Origin of the sequence: Ideonella alba, from assembly GCF_018069875.1 — a bacterium.
Taxonomy (GTDB): Bacteria; Pseudomonadota; Gammaproteobacteria; order Burkholderiales; family Burkholderiaceae_C; genus Ideonella; species Ideonella alba.
On sequence record NZ_JAGQDF010000001.1, the window covers coordinates 314,705 to 333,850 of the forward strand.

Annotated in this window: 20 protein-coding genes; 15 read left to right on the plus strand and 5 right to left on the minus strand. The window is 71.3% G+C overall.

From position 1 onward, the window contains the following. Positions 1-107: 107 nt before the first annotated feature. From flhA to KAK07_RS01530, 6 genes are all read left to right on the plus strand, one after another. Entirely contained in the window at positions 108-2,198 is a 2,091-nt protein-coding gene (gene flhA / locus KAK07_RS01505) for a flagellar biosynthesis protein FlhA (protein WP_210858600.1), read from the plus strand. Positions 2,199-2,280: 82 nt separating this feature from the next. Next, a complete protein-coding gene (gene flhF / locus KAK07_RS01510; protein ID WP_210858602.1) occupies positions 2,281-3,777 on the plus strand; it encodes a flagellar biosynthesis GTPase FlhF in 1,497 nt (498 codons plus the stop codon). Between the two features lie 11 nt (positions 3,778-3,788). Beyond that, positions 3,789-4,592, plus strand: a complete 804-nt coding sequence (locus KAK07_RS01515) for a flagellar biosynthesis protein (RefSeq protein WP_210858604.1) — start codon at positions 3,789-3,791, stop codon at positions 4,590-4,592. Positions 4,593-4,613: 21 nt separating this feature from the next. After that, positions 4,614-5,327, plus strand: a complete 714-nt coding sequence (locus KAK07_RS01520; RefSeq protein ID WP_210852014.1) for an RNA polymerase sigma factor FliA — start codon at positions 4,614-4,616, stop codon at positions 5,325-5,327. 109 nt (positions 5,328-5,436) lie between these two features. Beyond that, positions 5,437-5,943: a cupin domain-containing protein gene (locus tag KAK07_RS01525; RefSeq protein ID WP_210858606.1), complete on the plus strand. Its 507-nt coding sequence runs from the start codon at positions 5,437-5,439 to the stop codon at positions 5,941-5,943. Continuing rightward, positions 5,940-6,521, plus strand: coding sequence for a GNAT family N-acetyltransferase (locus KAK07_RS01530; RefSeq protein WP_210858608.1), 582 nt, complete (start codon positions 5,940-5,942; stop codon positions 6,519-6,521). The genes KAK07_RS01525 and KAK07_RS01530 overlap by 4 nt, the downstream gene beginning before the upstream one ends. Here KAK07_RS01530 and KAK07_RS01535 read toward each other — a convergent pair. The 3 genes from KAK07_RS01535 to flgA all read right to left on the minus strand — a co-directional run bounded on the left by KAK07_RS01535 (position 6,506) and on the right by flgA (position 8,143). After that, entirely contained in the window at positions 6,506-6,910 is a 405-nt protein-coding gene (locus KAK07_RS01535) for a hypothetical protein (protein ID WP_210858610.1), read from the minus strand. The two genes, KAK07_RS01530 and KAK07_RS01535, sit on opposite strands and share 16 nt — an antisense overlap. Before the next feature lie 92 nt (positions 6,911-7,002). Next, positions 7,003-7,302, minus strand: coding sequence for a flagellar biosynthesis anti-sigma factor FlgM (gene flgM, locus KAK07_RS01540; RefSeq protein WP_210852018.1), 300 nt, complete (start codon positions 7,300-7,302; stop codon positions 7,003-7,005). A gap of 115 nt (positions 7,303-7,417) precedes the next feature. Beyond that, the gene (gene flgA, locus KAK07_RS01545) at positions 7,418-8,143 is read right to left on the minus strand and encodes a flagellar basal body P-ring formation chaperone FlgA (protein ID WP_210852019.1); all 726 of its coding nucleotides are present in this window, start codon (positions 8,141-8,143) and stop codon (positions 7,418-7,420) included. 182 nt (positions 8,144-8,325) lie between these two features. On the opposite strand from flgA, the gene flgB reads away from it, so the two are divergent. From flgB to flgF, 5 genes are all read left to right on the plus strand, one after another. Beyond that, on the plus strand, positions 8,326-8,739 hold the full coding sequence (gene flgB, locus KAK07_RS01550) for a flagellar basal body rod protein FlgB (protein ID WP_210852020.1): 414 nt from the start codon (positions 8,326-8,328) through the stop codon (positions 8,737-8,739). Between the two features lie 124 nt (positions 8,740-8,863). Beyond that, positions 8,864-9,310, plus strand: a complete 447-nt coding sequence (gene flgC / locus KAK07_RS01555; RefSeq protein WP_210852021.1) for a flagellar basal body rod protein FlgC — start codon at positions 8,864-8,866, stop codon at positions 9,308-9,310. Between the two features lie 18 nt (positions 9,311-9,328). After that, complete coding sequence (locus KAK07_RS01560; RefSeq protein ID WP_210852022.1) at positions 9,329-9,970, plus strand: flagellar hook assembly protein FlgD; 642 nt, start codon at positions 9,329-9,331, stop codon at positions 9,968-9,970. Positions 9,971-9,998: 28 nt separating this feature from the next. Further along, positions 9,999-11,255: a flagellar hook protein FlgE gene (gene flgE / locus KAK07_RS01565; protein WP_210852023.1), complete on the plus strand. Its 1,257-nt coding sequence runs from the start codon at positions 9,999-10,001 to the stop codon at positions 11,253-11,255. 116 nt (positions 11,256-11,371) lie between these two features. Next, positions 11,372-12,103 (plus strand): flagellar basal-body rod protein FlgF, encoded by a 732-nt coding sequence (flgF, locus tag KAK07_RS01570; RefSeq protein ID WP_210852024.1) that lies wholly within the window; start codon positions 11,372-11,374, stop codon positions 12,101-12,103. Positions 12,104-12,115: 12 nt separating this feature from the next. Here flgF and KAK07_RS01575 read toward each other — a convergent pair whose 3' ends face one another. Together KAK07_RS01575 and KAK07_RS01580 are read right to left on the minus strand one after the other, a co-directional pair. Continuing rightward, complete coding sequence (locus tag KAK07_RS01575) at positions 12,116-13,321, minus strand: acetylornithine transaminase (RefSeq protein WP_210858613.1); 1,206 nt, start codon at positions 13,319-13,321, stop codon at positions 12,116-12,118. Between the two features lie 195 nt (positions 13,322-13,516). Further along, entirely contained in the window at positions 13,517-14,473 is a 957-nt protein-coding gene (locus KAK07_RS01580) for a helix-turn-helix domain-containing protein (RefSeq protein ID WP_210858615.1), read from the minus strand. A 102-nt stretch (positions 14,474-14,575) separates the two neighbouring features. Between KAK07_RS01580 and KAK07_RS01585 the strand changes: the two genes are divergently transcribed. From KAK07_RS01585 to KAK07_RS01600, 4 genes are all read left to right on the plus strand, one after another. After that, on the plus strand, positions 14,576-15,754 hold the full coding sequence (locus tag KAK07_RS01585) for a cytochrome P450 (RefSeq protein ID WP_210858616.1): 1,179 nt from the start codon (positions 14,576-14,578) through the stop codon (positions 15,752-15,754). A gap of 31 nt (positions 15,755-15,785) precedes the next feature. Further along, positions 15,786-16,109 carry a 2Fe-2S iron-sulfur cluster-binding protein gene (locus KAK07_RS01590; RefSeq protein ID WP_210852028.1) on the plus strand — a complete coding sequence of 108 codons (324 nt, stop codon included), beginning with the start codon at positions 15,786-15,788 and terminating at the stop codon, positions 16,107-16,109. Further along, positions 16,106-17,347: an NAD(P)/FAD-dependent oxidoreductase gene (locus KAK07_RS01595; protein WP_210852029.1), complete on the plus strand. Its 1,242-nt coding sequence runs from the start codon at positions 16,106-16,108 to the stop codon at positions 17,345-17,347. The genes KAK07_RS01590 and KAK07_RS01595 overlap by 4 nt, the downstream gene beginning before the upstream one ends. Before the next feature lie 223 nt (positions 17,348-17,570). Continuing rightward, positions 17,571-19,121 (plus strand): ShlB/FhaC/HecB family hemolysin secretion/activation protein, encoded by a 1,551-nt coding sequence (locus KAK07_RS01600; protein WP_210852030.1) that lies wholly within the window; start codon positions 17,571-17,573, stop codon positions 19,119-19,121. Positions 19,122-19,146 lie beyond the last annotated feature (25 nt).

Here is a 19,146-nt window from a genome sequence, read left to right on the forward strand (position 1 = left end):
GTCGGCGGGATGACAGCCGGTTTCCTGCCCTTTTTCAGGCTCAAGTCCCGGGTCGGCCTTGGGCACCATGGGGTCCAGCGGGTGAAGTTGTGCCCGAACCGACCGCCATGAACGCCTTCCTGCCCCGACTCCAAGCCCTGCTGGGCGACAACGCCAACCTCATCAAGGCGCTGATGGCGCCGATCTTCATCGTCATGGTTCTGGCGATGATGGTGCTGCCGCTGCCGCCCTTTGCGCTGGATCTGTTCTTCACCTTCAACATCGCGATGTCGCTGATGGTGATGCTGGTGGCGGCGCAGATGATCAAGCCGCTGGACTTTGCGGCCTTCCCCACGGTGCTGCTGGTCACCACGCTGCTGCGCCTGTCGCTGAACGTGGCCTCCAGCCGCGTGGTGCTGATGGAAGGCCACACCGGCACCGGCGCCGCCGGCAAGGTGATCGAGGCCTTCGGCCATTTCCTGATCGGCGGCAACTTCGCCGTCGGCCTGATCGTCTTCGCGATCCTGGTGGTGATCAACTTCATCGTCGTCACCAAGGGCGCCGAGCGCATCGCCGAGGTCGGCGCACGCTTCACCCTGGACGCGATGCCCGGCAAGCAGATGGCGATCGACGCCGACCTGAACGCCGGCCTGATCGACGAGGACACCGCCAAGAAGCGCCGCGCCGAGGTGGGCGAGGAAGCCGACTTCTTCGGCTCCATGGACGGTGCCAGCAAGTTCGTGCGCGGTGACGCGGTGGCCGGCATGCTGATCCTGGCGATCAACATCATCGGTGGCTTCATCATCGGCGTCGCGCAGCACGGCCTGGGTGTGGGCGAGGCGGCCTCGAGCTACATCCTGCTGGCAGTGGGCGACGCGCTGGTGGCGCAGATCCCGGCGCTGCTGATCTCGGTGGCGGCGGCGATGGTGGTCTCGCGCGTGGGCTCGGAACACGACGTGGGCAGCCAGATCCGCGACCAGATGTTCAGCTCGCCGCGCGCGCTGGGCATCACTGCGGCCATCATCGGCCTGCTGGGCCTGATCCCGGGCATGCCCAACCTGGTCTTCCTGCTGATGTCGGGCACGATCGGCTACTACGCCTGGTGGCTGGCCAAGCGCGCCCGTCTGGCGGCCGAGCAACCGGTGGCCAGCAAGGACGACCCCGCGCCACAGGCCAATGCCGAGGCCAGCTGGGACGACCTGCAGCCGGTGGACACGCTGGGCCTGGAGGTGGGCTACCGCCTGATCACGCTGGTCGACAAGGCCCGCGGTGGCGACCTGCTGGCGCGCATCAAGGGCGTGCGCAAGAAGTTCGCGCAGGAGGTGGGCTTCCTGCCGCCGTCGGTGCACATCCGCGACAACCTGGAGCTCAAGCCCAGCGTCTACCGCGTCTCGCTGCGCGGCGCGGTGATCGGCGAGGGTGAGGCCTTCCCCGGCATGCTGCTGGCCATCAACCCCGGCGGCAGCGTGCCCCAGCTGCCCGGCACCAAGACCACCGACCCGGCCTTCGGGCTGCCCGCGGTGTGGGTGGAAGAGCGGCTGCGCGAGCAGGCCCAAATGAGTGGCTATACGGTGGTTGATTGCTCGACCGTCGTGGCCACCCACCTCTCACACTTGATGCAGGTGAATGCCGCCAGGCTGCTGGGTCGCCAGGAGACCCAGGCCCTGGTGGATCACGTGACCAAGCTGGCCCCCAAACTGATCGAAGACGTGGTACCCAAGATGGTTGGCATCGCGACCCTGCAGAAGGTTCTGCAGCTGCTGCTGGACGAAGGTGTGCATGTGCGCGACTACCGCTCGATCATCGAGTGCCTGGCCGAGCATGCCGCCGGCGTGGCCGACCCGTCGGAGCTGGCCCGCCGCATCCGCATCCAGCTGGCGCCGGCCATCGTGCAGCAGATCTATGGCCCGGCCAAGGAGCTGGACGTGATCGCGCTGGACCCCGAACTCGAGCGCCTGGTTGGCCAGGCGCTGAATTCCCCGCACGGCCCCGCGCTCGACCCGGGCGTGGCCGACACCCTGACCCGCCAGGCCGCCGACACCGCGCGCCACCAGGAGGACCTGGGCCACCCGGCCTGCCTGCTGGTGCCCGATGTGCTGCGCGCCCCCCTGGCCCGCCTGCTCAAGCGCGCCGCGCCCCGCCTGAAGGTGCTGGCGCACAGCGAGATCCCCGAGACCCACTCGATCCGCATCGGCTCGATCATCGGAGCAGGCGCATGACCCCTTGTGATTTCACCTGTCCGCGCCGCGCGCGGACCCCCGCCGGAGCAATGGGCTCCCAGCGCAGCCGGCAGGAGGCCGTATGAACGTCAAGCGATTCACCGCCCGCACCTCGCGTGAGGCCTTTGTCCTGGTTCGCCAGGCCTTTGGCGAAGACGCCGTCGTGCTGTCGACCAAGCCCTGCAGCGAGGGTGTCGAGGTCCTGGCCATGGCCCCCGATGCGGTCGACCAGATCGAGCGCGTCAGCGGCGCCGCCGCCCGCAAGCCCGCACCGGCCCGCGATGGCCTGGCCGCCCGCGCCGAACGCCAGACCGCCCAGCGCGGCCTGCCGGGCCAGCGCCTGGTCGAGCGCCAGCCGGGCGCGGCGATCACCCAGAACGAGGTGGACCAGGACGTCGAGCAGCTGCAGATGAGCACGCTGTCGTTCCAGGACTATGTGCGCGAGCGCATGCTGCGCCGCCGCCAGGCCGCGATCGACGGCACCCCGACCGACGAGGCGATGGAGCCGATGCCGGCGCCCGCGCCCGCCCAGCGCGCGCCTAGCGCCTCGATCGCCGCCCGCGCCAGCAGCCCCACCCGCCATGAGACCACCGCACCGATCGTCGTGCCGCAGCTGTCCGAAGCCCTGCCCGAGCGCCGCGACCAGGTGGACATGGTGCATGAGCTGCGCGCGATGAAGGGCCTGATCGAGGAGCGCTTTGGCGCCCTGGCCTTCATGGAGAAGCTGCAGCGTCATCCGCAACAGGCCACGCTGGCCCAAACCCTGCTGGATTGCGGCTGGTCCCCGGGCCTGATCCGCAAGCTGGTCGAGGCGCTGCCGGCGCAGACCGGCGACGCCACCGACTGGGCGGCCCGTGTGCTGGAGCGCAACCTGGCCACCAGCGAGGCCGAGCCGGCGCTGGAGGAGCAGGGCGGCATCTACGCGCTGATCGGCTCCACCGGCGTGGGCAAGACCACCTCGACCGCCAAGCTGGCAGCGGCCTTCGCCACCCGCTACGGCGCGTCCAACCTGGGCCTGATCACGCTGGACGCCTACCGCGTCGGCGCCCAGGAACAGCTGCGCACCTACGGCCGCATCCTCGGCGTGCCGGTGCACACCGCCCATGACCGCGCCTCGCTGGAAGACCTGCTGGAGCTGCTGGCCGGCAAGCGCATGGTGCTGATCGACACCGCTGGCATCGCCCAGCGCGACAGCCGCACCAAGGAACTGCTGGAGATGCTGTCGCACCCCAGCATCCAGCGCCTGCTGGTGGTCGACGCCTCGTCGCAGGGCGAGACCATCGACGAGGTCATCACCGCCTGGCGCGCCGCGCGCTGCAAGGGCGTGGTGCTGTCCAAGATCGACGAGGCCGTCAAGCTGGCGCCGGCGCTGGACGCCGTGATCCGCCACCGCCTGAAGGTGCTGGCCGTGGCCAATGGCCAGCGCGTGCCGGAGGACTGGCACCGCCTGTCCTCGAACGCCCTGGTGCAGCGCGCCATGAAGGCCACCGGCGCCGCCAGCTGGCGCCTGGAGCTGCCCGAGGTGCAACTGGTCTTCGCCACCGCACCGCGCGTGGCACCGACCCCGAGCCCGCTGTGAGGAACCCGGCCATGGGACGCAGCTTGAACGCCGGACGCCTGCACCGCCACGACCAGGCCGCCGGTCTGCGGGCGCTGTTCGGCCCCAGCGAGGCCCGCCTGGTGCCGCTGGTGGCCAACCCGCACCTGCGCAGCCACCCGATCCTGCTCGAGCGCCTGTGCTCGGCACTGTCCGAACACGGCGCGCGCCTGCTGGTGATCGACGCCGCCGACACCTCGCCCGAGCCGCACGAGCTGTGCGAGGTCGACCTGGGCGCCTGCATCGAACGCCTGGGTCCGCGCGTGCATTACCTGGCCGCGCGCGGCCTGCCGCGCCGCCATGTCGACACCCGGGGCTCGGCCCAGGGCTGGCTGGCTGCGGTGGAAGCCGCCGCGGCGCCGGTGGACCTGGTGCTGCTGCACGCCACGGCGCGCGACATGACCCGGCTGATCGGCGCCCGCGACGCCCGGCCGGTGCTGATGTGCGGCGTCGACCACGCCAGCCTGACCGACGCCTATGCCTCGATCAAGCTGCTCGCGCAGCGCCTGGCGCTGCGCAGCTTCGACCTGCTGGTCAGCGAGGACGGCCGCCCGCAGCGCGCTGCCGCCGCCGCGGCCCGCCTGGCCGACACCGCCGATGTCTTCCTCGGCGCGGTGCAGCGTTCCTACGCCGCCGTCGATTGCCGCCAGCCCGCCCAGGCCGCCTTGCCGCAGGCCCTGCGCCAGCTGGCCCACGACCAACGCACGCGTGCCCCGCACGCGACCGACCCGGCCCCGGGGCCGCTGGTCCAGGCCGCCCTGTCGGGCGCCGACCAGCCCCCCCGGATCCCTTTCTGACAAGCGCCCACGGAGAGCGTCATGTACACCGCCAACGGCCGACTCGATACCAACACCCTGCTCAAGCAGCACAGCGGCCTGGTGCGCCGCCTGGCCCACCAGATGATCGCCAAGCTGCCCGCCAACGTCGAGATCGACGACCTGATCCAGGTCGGCATGATCGGTCTGCACGACGCGCTGGGCCGCTTCGACGCCGGCCAGGGCGTGCAGTTCGAGACCTTCGCCACCCAGCGCATCCGCGGCGCCATGCTCGACGAGCTGCGCGGCAGCGACTGGATGAGCCGCGGCAACCGCAAGCAGCAGCGCGACATCGAGGCCGCCGTCCACCGCCTGGAGCAGAAGCTGGGCCGGGCGCCGCAGGAAAGCGAGATCGCCGCCGAGATGGGCATCACGCTGGGCCAGTACCAGGACATCCTGACCAAGGTGCGCGGCACGCAGCTGGTCTATCTCGAGGACATGAGCGGCGACGAGGGCGGCGACGAGTTCCTGGACCGCCACGTGGCCAACGAGGACGCCAACCCGCTGGCCATGCTGCAGGACCACCGCATGCGCGAGGCCCTGGTCGAGGCGATCAAGCACCTGCCCGAGCGCGAGCAGTACGTGATGAGCATGTACTACGAGCACGACATGAACCTCAAGGAAATCGCCGCCGTGCTGGGCGTGACCGAGTCGCGCGTGTGCCAGCTCCACAGCCAGTCGATCGCGCGCCTGCGGGTGAAGCTGCGCGAGTGGTGAACGCTGGCCGGCCAGGCCGACCACCGCAGGCGATGAACAGGGGCGCCCACCGGCGCCCCTCTTGCTTTTTGGTGGCACCATCGCCGCGTTGCCACCGCGGAGACTTCGCATGCACCCCCTGGCCAATCTGGACGAGGTCGAGTTCGACGACATCGAGGACAACGGCCTGTACACCTCGCGCCGCGCCTGCTTCAGCGCCTCCATCGGCGCGCGCCAGCTCGGCTACAACCTGACCCTGCTGCCGCCGGGCAAGGCGCAGTGTCCCTTCCACAACCACCATGGCGAGGAAGAGATGTTCCTGATCCTGGAGGGCACCGGCGAGCTGCGCTTTGGCCAGCAGCGCCTGCCGCTGCGGCCCATGGACGTGGTGGCCTGTCCCACCGGCGGACCGGAGGTGGCGCACCAGATCATCAACACCGGCTCGGTGCCGATGCGCTACCTGGCCGTGTCCAACCGGGTGCCGCTGGAGCTGTGCGAGTACCCCGACTCGGGCAAGCTGCTGGTGGCCTCGGACGGACCGCAGGGCGAGCGCCGGCTGCGCAAGGTGATGCGTGCCGAGCTGACGGTGGACTACTACGACCGCAAGCGCACCGACGCGCCCGGCGGCACCCCGTGAGCGACCCGGACTTCCCGACCCTGCACACCGAGCGCCTGGTGCTGCGCGAGATCCTGCTGGCCGACGCGCCGGCCCTGCTGGCGGTGCATGGCGATGCGCAGGCGATGCGCTGGTTCGGCAGCGAGCCGCTGGCCGACCTGGCCGCGGCCGAGGGCCTGGTGGCGCTGTTCGCCGGCTGGCGCCGCCAGCCCAACCCCGGCACCCGCTGGGGACTGGCGCGGCGCAGTGAGCCCCATCGCCTGCTGGGCAGCTGCGGGCTGTTCGGCTGGAATCGCCAGTGGCGCAAGTGCACGCTGGGCTACGAACTGCACCCCTCGGCGCGCGGCCAGGGGCTGATGGACGAGGCGCTGCGCGCGGTGCTGGACTGGGGATTTGCGCAGATGCAGCTCAACCGCATCGAGGCCCAGGTGCACCCGGACAATGCCGCCTCACGCCGATCGCTGCAGCGCCTGGGTTTCCAGGCCGAGGGCCTGATGCGCGAAGCCGGCCACTGGCATGGTGCCTACCACGACCTGATCGGCGTGGGATTGCTGGCGCGCGACTGGCGCGCCGCAGGGGCGGCTCAGGCCTCGGCGTAGCCGCTGGAGCCGCGGCGGGCGGCCTGGCCGCTGGCGCCGTACAGGTCGATCGGCTGCGGCGGGGTGGGCAGCAGCACGTCAATCGCCCGGTCCAGGGCCGAGCTGGCCCGGTGAACGGCCTCGCGCTGGGCGGCGACACGGCCGCCGGCCATCGCCAGGCGGCGGCGCAGCGGCAGCGGCACGCCCTGCGGGCTGGCCTGGTGGCCAAAACGCTCCACCGCGCGTTGCAGGGCGCGGTGCAGGGCATTGGCGGCGGTCTCGGTGGCGGCGGGGTCGTGCGCCTGCAGCGCCTGGCCCAGGGCGGCCAGTTCCAGTTCCACCGCGCCCAGCGCGGTCTCGAGTTCGCCCAGGTTGCGAACGGCGTCGTGTTCCGAAGGGGTGCTCAGCATGGCGTGATCCAGCCTCCGCCGGCCCGGGCCGACGGATCAATGAAACCTGGGAAGTCAGGGCGCCGCGAGGTCGCCCGGATCGCAGCGACCGCTCAGTGGTCGCTGTAGCGCTTGAGCAGGTCCTGCGCGTTGGCGATCAGCTTGTCGGCGATCTTCTCGGGGTTGACCTGGAACTTGCCGTCGCGGATGGCCTGCGCGATGCGCTCGACCTTGGCGGCGTCGAAGCTCGGGTCCGCGCCGGCCTGGGCGATGGCGCTGCCGGTGGCCGACAGGCTCACCTGCGCGCTGTCGGTGGCCTCGGTGGCGTCCGACTTGTCGCTCTTGGCGCCCCGGGTGCGCGTGTCCGCCAGCGGGTTGGTGGCGCTCTTGGGGTCAAAGGATCCGATCTTCATGGTGTGCTCCAGTGGGTTCCTGGCCTGGCCGAAAACCCGAATGTCTTGCATCGGTTGTCGGAGCCCGCTGCCGGAACTTTAGGACTTTTGGCAGCGGCGGGGAATCGAGAAAAGCTCACAGCATCACCTCCAGTTCCCGATCGGCGACCGGCCGGCCCTGGACCAGGCGGCCGCTGTCGGTGCGCACGCGGGCGGTCTGGCCCTCGATGCCGGGGGTGATGGCCTGGCCTTCGCTGGCGATGCGCCAGCCGGGACCGACGGCGACGATGCGCACGTTGTCGCCGGCGGCGAACCACTGGCGGGCCTTCAGGTCGCTGGCACGCACTGGGCTGCCGGCGGCCAGCGGCCGGGCCAGCACGCGGCCCACCAGCGCCTCCGGGCGCAGCAGCGGCATGCTGCTGCCGCTGGCCAGGTCGACCTCGGCCTCGGTCAGCTGGGGCGCCGCCAGCGTCTGGCCGGCCGAACCGGCCGAGGACAGCACCAGGGCGCGGATGAAGACATGCACCGTCACGGGCAGGGTGACATTCCAGCGCTTTTCGCCTTCGACGCAGCGCATGCCCACGCGGGTGCGGCCCCAGGCCGGCAGGCCGGGGGGCAGGTAGGACTCGATGCGGCGGCAGGGCGCCAGCTTCAGACGCGGGTCGAGCGTGCCGACTTCCACCTCCACCCGGGCCGTGGGCGAGGTCGCCTGGCGGGCGGAATCGCGCGCCAGCTGGTCAATGCGTTGCAGCAGGTCGCCGGCTTCTGAGGTGGCCTGGGCCCAGGCCGGCGCCGCCGCGCACAGCGCGGCGACCAACCCACCGGCAAGGCGGGATCGGGCGGTCGGGGCGGGCTGGGGCATGGCGGGGGCAGGGTCGGTGGATGGAACGTGATCTTGAGACTTGTTGTCGGCGCCCACCGGCCTGAAATGAAGGGCGCCGGGCGGGCTGTTTGCGCCTTTGCCGTGCTTCAGTGCTGCCCACAATCGGCCGACGGGCTGTCCTGCCGCCATCGCGACGGGGCCCGCCCCCGAAGGACACGCCGATGCTCAACCGCCTGACCAACACGCTGGACTTCCAGAGCCAGGCGCTCACGCTGCGCGCCGAGCGCCAGCGCCTGATCTCCAGCAACATCGCCAACGCCGACACGCCGGGCTATGTGGCCCGCGACATGGATTTCGCCAGCGCGCTGCGCCAGGCCACCGGGCAGACGGCCGTGCCGGGACAGATGACCGCCACCCGGGCCGGCCACATCCAGCCCGCGGCGGGTGCGTTGGCGCCGTCGGGCCTGCGCTATGCCACCGCGGCGCAGACCAACCTGGACCGCAACAGCGTCGACATGGACCGCGAGCGCGCCAGCTTCGCCGAGAACTCGGTCAAGTACGAGGCCACGCTGCGCTTTCTGAATGGCCAGATCCGCTCGCTCGGCGACGCGATGAAGAGCCCTTCCCAGGGTTGATGAGGGGCTGACATGACAACGCCTGTTGAGCAACGCACCAGCGGCCCGAGCGCCGGGCCGCTCCCAAGCCGGGCCGCATCCCCTTGGGGGATCGGCTGGCGTACCCGCCAGACGAGGGGCTGACATGAGCATGTTCAAGGTCTTCGATATTTCGGGCTCGGCGGTCAGTGCGCAGAGCCAGCGGCTCAACGTGGTGGCCTCCAACCTGGCCAACGTCGACACCGTGGCTGGCCCCGACGGCTCGGCCTACAAGGCGCGCCAGGTGGTCTTCCAGACCGTGATGATGGACGCCCAGGGCCGCGCCGCCAGCGGCGAGATGGGCGACCCCACCGGTGCCAGCGCCGGTGTCAAGGTCTCCACCGTGTCCGAGGACAACACCCCCGGCCGCAAGGTGCGCGACCCCAGCCACCCGGCGGCCGACGCCGACGGCTATGTCACCTACAGCAACGTCAACGCGGTGGAGGAGATGGTCAACATGATCTCGGCCTCGCGTTCGTACCAGAACAACATCGAGGTCATGAACACCGCCAAGAGCCTGCTGCTGAAGACGCTGCAGATGGGCCAGGGCTGAACCGCAGGGACTTGACGCATGAGCACCACCGTCTCCTCCACGACCCAGGCCTCGAGCACGCTGAGCAGCCAGGTCACCAGTGCCACCGAGCAATCCGACCGCTTCCTCAAGCTGCTGGTGGCGCAGATGAAGAACCAGGATCCGCTGAACCCGCTGGACAACGCCCAGCTGACCACCCAGATGGCGCAGATCAGCACCGTCTCGGGCCTGGAGAAGCTCAACACCACCACCGCCTCGCTGGGCGGCCTGTTCACGCAGATGCAGGCCATGCAGGGCGCGTCGCTGGTGGGCCACGACGTGGCGGTCGAGGGCAACGCGCTGCGCGTGCAGGGCGAGCAGGCCGATGGCGGCTTCGAGCTGGCCGCGGCCGCCGACACCGTCAAGGTCGAGATCCAGGGCGCCGGTGGCCTGACCATCGACACCATCGAGCTCAAGGGCCAGGCCGCTGGCCGCCACACCTTCGACTGGACCGTGCCCGAGAGCGCCAAGGGCCAGGCACTGACCTTCAAGGTCACCGCCACCTCGGGTGACAACAAGGTCAGCTCGATGACGCTGCAGCACGAGCGCATCAGCGCCGTGTCCACCTTCAACAACACGCTGGCCCTCGAGTTGGCCAACGGCGACCGGGTGGCGTACGACGCCGTCTGGGCCTTCCTCTGACCTCCCTCTTCCGCACCAGGAGCATCCCATGAGCTTCCAGCAAGGCCTGTCCGGTCTGAATGTCTCGTCGAAGAACCTCGACGTCATCGGCAACAACATCGCCAACGCCAACACCTACGGCTCCAAGGGCTCGCGCGCCGAGTTCGCCGATGTCTACGCGGCGGCGCTGGGTGGCACCGGCATCTCGCAGGTGGGCATCGGTGTGCGCCTGGCCACGGTGGCGCAGCAGTTCACCCAGGGCAACATCACCACCACCGACAACTCGATGGACCTGGCGATCAACGGCGGCGGCTTCTTCCAGCTGACCGACGGCCGCAACCCGGTCACCTATTCGCGCAACGGCCAGTTCAAGGTGGACTCCGAAGGCTTCATCGTCAACAACGGCGGTCTGAAGCTGCTGGGCTATGCGGCCGATGCCGGCGGCACGATCCAGCCCGGCCAGGCCGTGCCGCTGCAGCTGCCCACTGGCGGCATCGAGCCGCATGCCTCGACCGAGATCTCGATGGAGTTCAACCTCGACTCGCGCCTGGCCACCACCGACACCGGCAGCACGCCGCGCGTCGACTTCTCGAACGCCAAGACCTACAACAACGCCACCTCGGTGACGGTCTACGACGCCAAGGGCCAGCCGGTCGCGCTGACCTACTACTTCCAGAAGGCCGCCGACGACCAGTGGAACGTCTACATCACCGCCAATGGCGCCTCGATCGGCGGCACCGCCGATGATCCGCAGCCGGTGCAGACCATGACCTTCACCGCCGATGGCGCCACGCCGACGCCCGACTCGATCACGCTGGACGTGCCGGCCTCGACCAACTCGCAGGGCGCGATCACGCTGCCGATCCCGGGCATCGCGATCGACATCTCGGGCGCCACCCAGTACGGCTCCTCGTTCTCGGTGACCAACCTGGCGCAGGACGGCTACTCGGCCGGATCGCTCTCCAGCATCGCCTTCGACGCCAGCGGCGTGATCACCGCGCGCTACTCCAACGGCCAGTCCAAGTCGGCTGGCCAGCTGGAGCTGGCCACCTTCCGCAACAACCAGGGCCTGCAGCCGGTGGGCGGCAACGGCTGGCAGCGCACCTACGCCTCGGGCGATCCGGTGGTGGGCACGCCGGCCCAGGGCAACATGGGCGCGATCCAGGCCGGTGCGCTGGAAGAGTCGAACGTGGACCTGACCGGCGAGCTGGTCAACATGATCACCGCCCAGCGCAACTACCAGGCCAATGCGCAGACCATCAAGACCATGGACCAGGTGATGCAGACCCTGGTCAACCTCCGCTGATGTCGGCCCCCAAGACGTCTGCGACGTCGCCCCCCCAAGGGGGAGCGTCCGGCTTGGGGCGGCCCGGCGCCGGACGGCCTTCGGCCCGCCGCTTCAGGCCGCACTAGGAGTACCCGATGGACCGCATGATCTACCTGTCGATGGCCGGCGCCAAGGCGGCGATGAACCGCCAGGAGGTGCTGTCGCACAACCTGGCCAACGTCAACACCACCGGCTTTCGCGAGGAAATGGCGGCGATGCGTGCCGTGCCGGTGCGCGGCGACGGCGCCTCCACCCGCGTCTACTCGTTGGAGACCACGGTGGGCTACAAGCCCGACGCCGGCCCGGTCACGCAAACCAACCGCAACCTGGACGTGGCGATGAAGGGCAACGCCTGGATGGCGGTGCAGTCGCTCGAAGGCACCGAGGCCTACACCCGCGCCGGTGCGCTGGAGGTCAACGCCGAGGGCCTGCTGGTCACGGTGGGCGGCCTGCAGGTCAATGGCGATGCCGGACCGATCAACATCCCGGCCAATGCCAGCGTGACGATCGCGCCGGATGGCACGGTCAGCGCGCTGGCCCCGGGCCAGCCGCCGCAGGCGGTGGGCCGCATCAAGATGGTCACGCCCGAGCAGGCGCTGACGCGTGGCAACGACGGCCTGTTCCGCACCCGGGACAACAACGACCTGGACGCCGACCCCAACGCCCGCCTGCAGGACGGGGCGCTGGAGGGCTCGAACGTCAGCCCTGTGGAGACGATGGTGGCGATGATCACCGCCGCCCGGCAGTTCGAGCAGCAGATGAAGATGATCACCACCTCCGAGCGCCAGGAACAGACGGCCTCGAAGCTGCTGTCGCCCAACGGCTGAGCGCGGCGGCGCTCAGTGCAGCGCCACCGCGTCCGCCGCCAGCACCTGGCCGAGGATCGCCAGGCCCTGGTCGATCTCCTGCGCCGTGCTGTTCAGCCGCGGCATGAAGCGCAGGCAGTGCGGCCGTGCCGCGTTCACCAGCAGGCCCGCCTCGCGCGCGGCCTGCACCAGCGCCGGCGCCCGGTCCTGGCCCAGCTCCAGCGCCCACAGCAGTCCGGCGCCACGCACCTCGCCCAGACCGCTGCGCGCCGACAGCGCCTGCAGACCCTGCTGCAGCTGCGCGCCGCGCTCGCGCACGTTGGCCAGGAAAGCGGGCTGCGCAATCACCTCCAGCACCGCCAGGCTGGCGGCCGCCATCAGCGGGTTGCCGCTGTAGGTGCCGCCCTGGTCGCCCGGCTCGAAGACCGCGGCGTGCTCGGCCGCCAGCACCGCCGAGATCGGCACGCCGCCGCCCAGGCCCTTGCCCAGCGTGACGATGTCCGGGCGCACACCCACCTGCTGGAAGGCGAACAGCTCGCCCAGCCGGCCGCAGCCGGTCTGCACCTCGTCGAAGATCAGCAGCAGGTCGCGCTCGTCGCACAGCGCCCGCAGCTGCTGCAGGAAGGCGGGCGTGGCCGGGCGCACGCCGGCCTCGCCCTGCACCGGCTCGAGCATCACGGCCACCGTGTCGGCGTCGACCAGTGCCTCCACCGAGGCCAGGTCGTTGAGCCGCGCCTTGGCGAAGCCCGGCATCTGCGGCGGGAACAGCTGGTCCCAGCCGGGCTTGCCGCTGGCCGCCATGGTCGCCAGATTGCGGCCATGGAAGCCGTTCTCGAAGCTGATGATCTTCCAGGCCCCGGCCCGTCGGGCTCGTGATGCGCGCCGTCCCCACTTGCGCGCCAGCTTGATCGCCCCCTCGTTGGCCTCCGCCCCGGTGCTGCCGAACCAGGCCTGGTGCAGGCCGCTGAGCGCACACAGGCGCTGCGCCAGCTGCAGCGAAGGCAGGTTGTGCAGCGCCGGGCTGGGCGTCAGCAGCGTGGTGGCCTGGGCCTGCAGCGCCGCCGACAGCACCGGCGGGCAGTGCCCCAGCGCATTGACCGCCCAGCCCTGCAGCCAGTCCAGGTAGCGCCGGCCGGCGGCGTCCCACAGCCAGGCGCCCTCGCCGCGCACGAAGATGTCGGCGGGGCGCTCGGTGATGGGCATCAGGTGGCAGGGCGAGGGGTGGACCTGGGGGTGCATGGGCGGTTCCTTTCAGCGAAGGGCAGGGACAAAGAAAAAGGCCACGGGGGGAACCGTGGCCTTTGGGGGGGAAAGCGGGGTGGGGGTGTCAGGTCCTCATCACGCGTTTCTCACCGGCAGGGCACGGCGCGAGCGATCGGGCTCGTGCAGCTCGTGCAGCGGTGAGGGCGCGGAAGGCGAAGGACATGCGGACCATCATACGGCATGCGCATCGGCGGCGCGCTGCTGCTCGGCGCGGGCGCGGTAGTCGCGCGGCGACAGGCCGGTCTGGCGCTTGAAGAAGCGGCAGAAATAGGCCGGGTCCTCGAAGCCCAGTTCGAAGGCCAGCCGGGACACCGGCGCCGCCACATGCACCAGGCGGCGCGTGGCCTCGCGCGCCAGGCGCTGGTGCAGCAGGGCCTGGGCGTTCAGCCCGGTCTCGGCACGCACCAGGCGGTTCAGGCGTTCGGTGGACAGGCCCAGGCGCTCGGCGTAGCGGGTGACCGGCCAGTGGTCCTTGAAATGGGCCTCCATCAGCACCACCCAGCGGGTGTAAAGCTCGGGCTGGGCGGCCGCGCCACGGCGTTGGGCCTGGGCCACCTCGCGCCGCGCCAGCTCGGCCGCGCGCCACAGCAGCGCGCGCGCCAGCCAGATCGGCACCTGGCCGGCGGTGGCGCCGGCATCGTCGGCGCGCAGCTCGGCATGCAGGGTGGCGAACAGCGCCTGCAGGCGCGCCACCTCGGGCGCATCGGCATCCAGCGCCAGGCCACGGGGCGCGGCGAACAGCGTGGTCAGCGCCTCGCCCACGGCAGCGTCGCCCTCGGCCAGCAGGGCGGCGTTGACGGTCAGCACATGGCCCTGGGTGCCCGGCATGAAGCGGAACGCATGGGCCACGCCCGGCGGGATGGCCAGGAGCAGCGGCGCAGCGGCATGGACGCGAGATTCGTCCAACATCGCCTCCACCCGGCCCTGCGCCACCCACAGCACCTGGTGCAAACCCTGATGGGTGTGGGCGTCGATCTCCCAGTCGTACAGGCGGCTGCGCGAGTCGATCGATTCAATGTGCAGCAGCGGCGCTGCGGGGCCGCCGGCCTCGCCGTACAGGGCAAAGGCGGGCAGCGCCGCGCGGGCGCGGGTGGCACCGCGGCGGGCGGGGGCAGGGCGGCCGGGCATGTCAGCCAGGATACGTCAAAAGTGCAAGTCTTGTCGGGCCTTTGTCCATCCAGTGCGGGGCGGGTCTTGCCCAGAATCACGCTCCAGAAGGAGACACCTGCGATGAGCTTCCACTTCGATCCCTACAGCCCCGCGGTCGACGCCGATCCGTTCCCCGACTACAAGACCCTGCGCGACGAGCACCCCTGCTTCTGGAGCGAGGAGGCGCAGATGTGGATCCTCTCGCGCTACGCCGACATCGTCAGCGCCGGCCAGGACTGGCAGACGTATTCGTCGGCGAGCGGCAACCTGATGACCGAGCTGCCGGGCCGCGCCGGTGCCACGCTGGGCAGCTCGGATCCCCCCAAGCACGACCGCCTGCGCGGCCTGATCCAGCACGCCTTCATGAAGCGCAACCTGCTGGCGCTGGAGGAGCCGATCCGCGCGGTGGCGCAGGAGGTCTTCGGCCAGTTGAAGGGCGTGGGCCGCTTCGACTTCAAGGACGTGTCCTCGCAGTTCACCGTCAAGGTGCTGATGGCCGCGCTGGGTCTGCCGATGGGCGACGAGGCCCTGGTGCCCGAGCAGGAGGTGCGCGAGAACGCGGTGCTGATGGTGCAGAGCGACGCCCGCACCCGCGCCAAGGGCCCCGAGCACATCGCCGCCTACAACTGGATGCAGGACTACGCCGGCAAGGTCATCGCGATGCGCCGCGCCGAACCGCGCAACGACCTGATCAGCCACTTCGCGCTGGCCGAGGTCGACGGCGACCGCCTGGACGACCGCGAGGTGCTGCTGACCACCACCACGCTGATCATGGCCGGCGTGGAAAGCCTGGGCGGCTTCATGATGATGTTCGCCTACAACCTGGCCACCTTCGACGCCGCTCGCCGCGCGGTGGTGGCCGACCCGGCCCTGCTGCCCGACGCGATCGAGGAGAGCCTGCGCTTCAACACCTCGGCCCAGCGCTTCCGCCGCCGGCTGATGAAGGATGTGACCCTGCATGGTCAGACCATGCGCGAGGGCGACTTCGTCTGCCTGGCCTACGGCAGCGGCAACCGCGACGAACGCCAATACCCCAACCCGGATGTCTACGACATCACCCGCAAGCCGCGCGGCCACCTGGGCTTCGGCGGCGGCGTGCACGCCTGCCTGGGCACGGCCATCGCGCGGCTGGCGGTGAAGATCGCCTTCGAGGAATTCCACCGGGTGGTGCCCGACTACCGCCGCGTGGCCGACCAGCTGCCCTGGATGCCTTCCTCGACCTTCCGCAGCCCGCTGGTCCTGATGCTGCAGGCCCAGTAAGCTTGCTGGTGTCGCCTTTCACGATCCTCCCATGCCCCAGATCACCTACCTCGAAGCCAACGGCACCGCCACCACCGTCGATGTCCCCGAAGGCTGGAGCCTGATGCAGGCCGCCACCGCCAACGGCATCGACGGCATCCTGGGCGAATGCGGCGGCTCCTGCGCCTGCGCCACCTGCCACTGCTATGTGGACGATCTGCTGGCCAGCGTGCTGCCCGCGCCCAGCGCGGGCGAGCTCGACATGCTGGCCAATGTGGCCGCCGAGCGCCGGCCCAACAGTCGCCTGTCCTGCCAGATCAAGGCCAGCGCCGCGATGAACGGCGGCACGCTGACGCTGCCCGAGTGCCAGGAATGATCGAGTCCGACGGCGCGGTGCTGATCGTCGGCGCCGGCCAGGCCGGCACGATGACCGCCGAGGCGCTGCGAAGCAGCGGCTTCGCCGGCCCGATCACGCTGCTGGGCGACGAGCCGCATGGCCCCTACCACCGCCCGCCGCTGTCCAAGGCCTGGCTGGCCGGCGAGGTGGGCGATGCGCAGCTGATGCTGCGTGCACCCGAGATGCTGGCGCGCAAGACCATCACGCTGCGCACCGGCGTGCGCGTGGCCGCGATCGACCGCGAGGCGCGGCAGCTGCAGCTGGTAGATGGCGAGCGGCTGCCCTATGCCGGCCTGGTGCTGGCCACCGGCGCCACGCCGCGCCGGCTGCCGCTGGCGGGCGGCGACGCGTCCAACGTGCTGCCGCTGCGCAGCAAGGACGATGCCTCGGCGATCGCCGCGCTGCTGGCCCGCTGCGCCGGGCAGGACCTGCCGCTGGTGGTGATCGGCGGTGGCTTCATCGGCCTGGAAGTGGCGGCCACCGCGCGCAAGAAGGGCCTGGCGGTCACCGTGCTGGAAGCCGCGCCGCGGCTGCTGGGGCGGGTGCTGTCGCCCGAGCTGTCGGCCTGGTATGCGGCGCTGCACCGCAGCCACGGCGTGCAACTGGTGCTGGACGCCCGCATCGAGCGACTGGACACCGCCGACGGTCTGGCCTGCGCGGTGGTGATGGCCGATGGCACGCGCCACGCGTGTGGCGGCGTGGTGCTGGGCGTGGGCGTGTCGGCCAACGACGGCCTGGCCGCGGCGGCCGGCCTGGCCTGCGATCGCGGCATTGTGGTGGACGCCTGCGGCCGCACGGCCGATCCCCGCATCGTGGCGGCCGGCGACTGCACCGCGCGCCGGCTGGACGACGGCAGCCTGCTGCGCCTGGAATCGGTGCAGAACGCCACCGAGCAGGCCAAGTCGGCCGCGGCCGCCTTGCTGGGGCAGGACCGGCCGTTCACGGCCACTCCCTGGTTCTGGTCCGACCAGTACGACCGCAAGCTGCAGATGGCCGGTCTGTCGGCCGGCGCCGATGCCTGGGCGGTGCGTGGCGACATGGCCGGCGGCGGCAGCTTTTCGGTCTACCACTACCGCGCCGGGCGGCTGATCGCGGTGGACTCGGTCAATGCCGCCAAGGACCATCTGCAGGCGCGCAAGCTGCTGGACGCGGGCGTGACGCCCACGCCTGCGCAGGCGGCGGACACGGCGTTCGACCTGGGCAGCCTGCTGGCCTGAGCCCCGCGGCAACGCCGGGTGTCCCTGGGCACCCCAAGGCGTCCGCCGCGTCGTATGCTTGCGGCCGATGCGCACCGCACGTCCCACGCGATCCGCCGCCACGGCTTTGCTGGCCTGCTTGCCGGCACTGACCCTGGCCCAGTCCCTGCCTTCCCAGTTGCCGCCCGTGGCGCCGCGCCAGGGGCCTGAACCCCCGAGTGGGCCACTGCAACTTCCCGCCCCGGTGCCTCAGGCGCTGCCGGCGCAGGCCGACCAGCTGAGTTTTCGCCCCGGCCCGCTGCGGGTGGAGGGCGAGCTGGCCCAGCTGGTGCCCGAGCGCGAGGCCCTGGCCGCCCGCTGGCTGACGCCGGTCACCCGCGTGTCGGCGCTGTTTGCGCTGGCGCAGTCGCTGGAAGAGGCCTACAGCCGCGCCGGCTATGTGCTGGCCCGGGTCAGCGTGCCCGCCCAGTCGCTGCGTGACGGCGAGCCGGTGCGCCTGGTCGTGACCGACGGCCGCATCGAGGCGGTCGATGTCGACGAGGTGCCGCAGGGCCTGCGCCAGCCGGTGCAGGCCCTGCTGCAGCCGCTGGTCAACCAGCCCTGGCTGACCCTGTCGCGGATCGAGCAGGCGCTGGCGCTGGCCGACGAGCTGCCCGGGCTGCGCCTGCGCAGCGCGCTGGCGGCCGGATCAGCGCCCGGCACCACCCGGCTGTTGCTCAGCGGCGTGCACGCCCGCACCGAACTGCTGACCAGTGTGGACAACCGCCTGTCGGAGTCGCTGGGCCGCTGGCAGTGGAGCGCCCGGCTGGGCCTGAACAGCTGGGCGGGCCTGGGCGAGCAGGCCTGGGCCGCGCTGCGCCTGGGGCGCACCCGGGCCGGACAGTCGCACCCTGACCTGCAGGCCGCCAGCCTGGGCCTGAACGGGCCGCCGACGGCCGACGGCCAGCGCTGGCGCCTGGAATGGACCGACTCGCGGCTGCAGGGGCAGGTCTCGCCGGGGGCGCTGGAGAGCGTGGGCCGGATGCGCCGCTGGAGTCTGGGCGGCGATGTGGCGCGCTCTGCGCCGGGTGACTTGCCATGGCGGCTGGGCCTGAGCCTGGACAGCGTGACCCAGCGCAGCACGGCGCGCCTGTTTGGCGTGGACCTGAGCCTGGACGAGTACACGGCCGCGCGCTGGGACCTGGACGCCTGGGGTGCGCTGCCATTCGGGGCGCGCTGGCAGGTGCATGGCCAGCCGTCGCTGGGCCTGGGCGGCCGTGATCGCGGCGATGCGCGCCGCAGCGGTGTGCCCTTGTCGCGTCAGGGGGCGGGCCCCGACTTCATCAAGCTGCAGGCCCAGGTCGATCTGGGCGGGCCGCTGGGCAGCGAGCGCTGGCGCTGGCGGCTGATGGGCGCCGCCCAGTCCTCGCTCGGCCAGCCGCTGCTGCAGCCCGAGCAGCTGTCGCTGGACGGCGAGCAGGGGGTGGCCGGTCTGCCGCCGGGCAGCCTGGCGGTGGACCAGGGGGGCGTGTTGCGCGCCGAACTGGGCTGGCAGGGCGGCGTCTCCTGGGCGGACCTGGTGTGGCGCCTGCAGCCCTACCTGCATGCGGCGCGCGGCCAGGGGCGGTACATGCAGCCCACGGCCCTGGAAGCCGCACGACGGCACGGCAGTTCGGCCGGCCTGGGCGTGCAGCTCGATGGTCTGGGCGGCGCGCCGCTGGCGCTGCAGGCCGAGTGGACGCCCTGGGCGCGTGCCACCGCGGTCACCGATGACCAGCGCCAGCGCTGGTCGGTCCGGCTGTCCGGTCGGTTCTGAGCGCGCCAGGGCCGGGCCCGGTGGA

Excerpts from the sequence above, each read along its gene's own strand:
- KAK07_RS01580 (WP_210858615.1), bottom strand. The coding sequence starts at position 14,473 with ATGCCCGGCCGCCCTGCCCCCGCCCGCCGCGGTGCCACCCGCGCCCGC.
- flhA (WP_210858600.1), top strand. The coding sequence starts at position 108 with ATGAACGCCTTCCTGCCCCGACTCCAAGCCCTGCTGGGCGACAACGCC.
- KAK07_RS01515 (WP_210858604.1), top strand. The coding sequence starts at position 3,789 with ATGGGACGCAGCTTGAACGCCGGACGCCTGCACCGCCACGACCAGGCC.
- flgM (WP_210852018.1), bottom strand. The coding sequence starts at position 7,302 with ATGAAGATCGGATCCTTTGACCCCAAGAGCGCCACCAACCCGCTGGCG.
- flgE (WP_210852023.1), top strand. The coding sequence starts at position 9,999 with ATGAGCTTCCAGCAAGGCCTGTCCGGTCTGAATGTCTCGTCGAAGAAC.
- KAK07_RS01525 (WP_210858606.1), top strand. The coding sequence starts at position 5,437 with ATGCACCCCCTGGCCAATCTGGACGAGGTCGAGTTCGACGACATCGAG.
- KAK07_RS01595 (WP_210852029.1), top strand. The coding sequence starts at position 16,106 with ATGATCGAGTCCGACGGCGCGGTGCTGATCGTCGGCGCCGGCCAGGCC.
- KAK07_RS01585 (WP_210858616.1), top strand. The coding sequence starts at position 14,576 with ATGAGCTTCCACTTCGATCCCTACAGCCCCGCGGTCGACGCCGATCCG.
- KAK07_RS01535 (WP_210858610.1), bottom strand. The coding sequence starts at position 6,910 with ATGCTGAGCACCCCTTCGGAACACGACGCCGTTCGCAACCTGGGCGAA.
- flgC (WP_210852021.1), top strand. The coding sequence starts at position 8,864 with ATGAGCATGTTCAAGGTCTTCGATATTTCGGGCTCGGCGGTCAGTGCG.
- flhF (WP_210858602.1), top strand. The coding sequence starts at position 2,281 with ATGAACGTCAAGCGATTCACCGCCCGCACCTCGCGTGAGGCCTTTGTC.
- flgF (WP_210852024.1), top strand. The coding sequence starts at position 11,372 with ATGGACCGCATGATCTACCTGTCGATGGCCGGCGCCAAGGCGGCGATG.
- flgB (WP_210852020.1), top strand. The coding sequence starts at position 8,326 with ATGCTCAACCGCCTGACCAACACGCTGGACTTCCAGAGCCAGGCGCTC.
- KAK07_RS01590 (WP_210852028.1), top strand. The coding sequence starts at position 15,786 with ATGCCCCAGATCACCTACCTCGAAGCCAACGGCACCGCCACCACCGTC.
- KAK07_RS01560 (WP_210852022.1), top strand. The coding sequence starts at position 9,329 with ATGAGCACCACCGTCTCCTCCACGACCCAGGCCTCGAGCACGCTGAGC.
- flgA (WP_210852019.1), bottom strand. The coding sequence starts at position 8,143 with ATGCCCCAGCCCGCCCCGACCGCCCGATCCCGCCTTGCCGGTGGGTTG.
- KAK07_RS01520 (WP_210852014.1), top strand. The coding sequence starts at position 4,614 with ATGTACACCGCCAACGGCCGACTCGATACCAACACCCTGCTCAAGCAG.
- KAK07_RS01575 (WP_210858613.1), bottom strand. The coding sequence starts at position 13,321 with ATGCACCCCCAGGTCCACCCCTCGCCCTGCCACCTGATGCCCATCACC.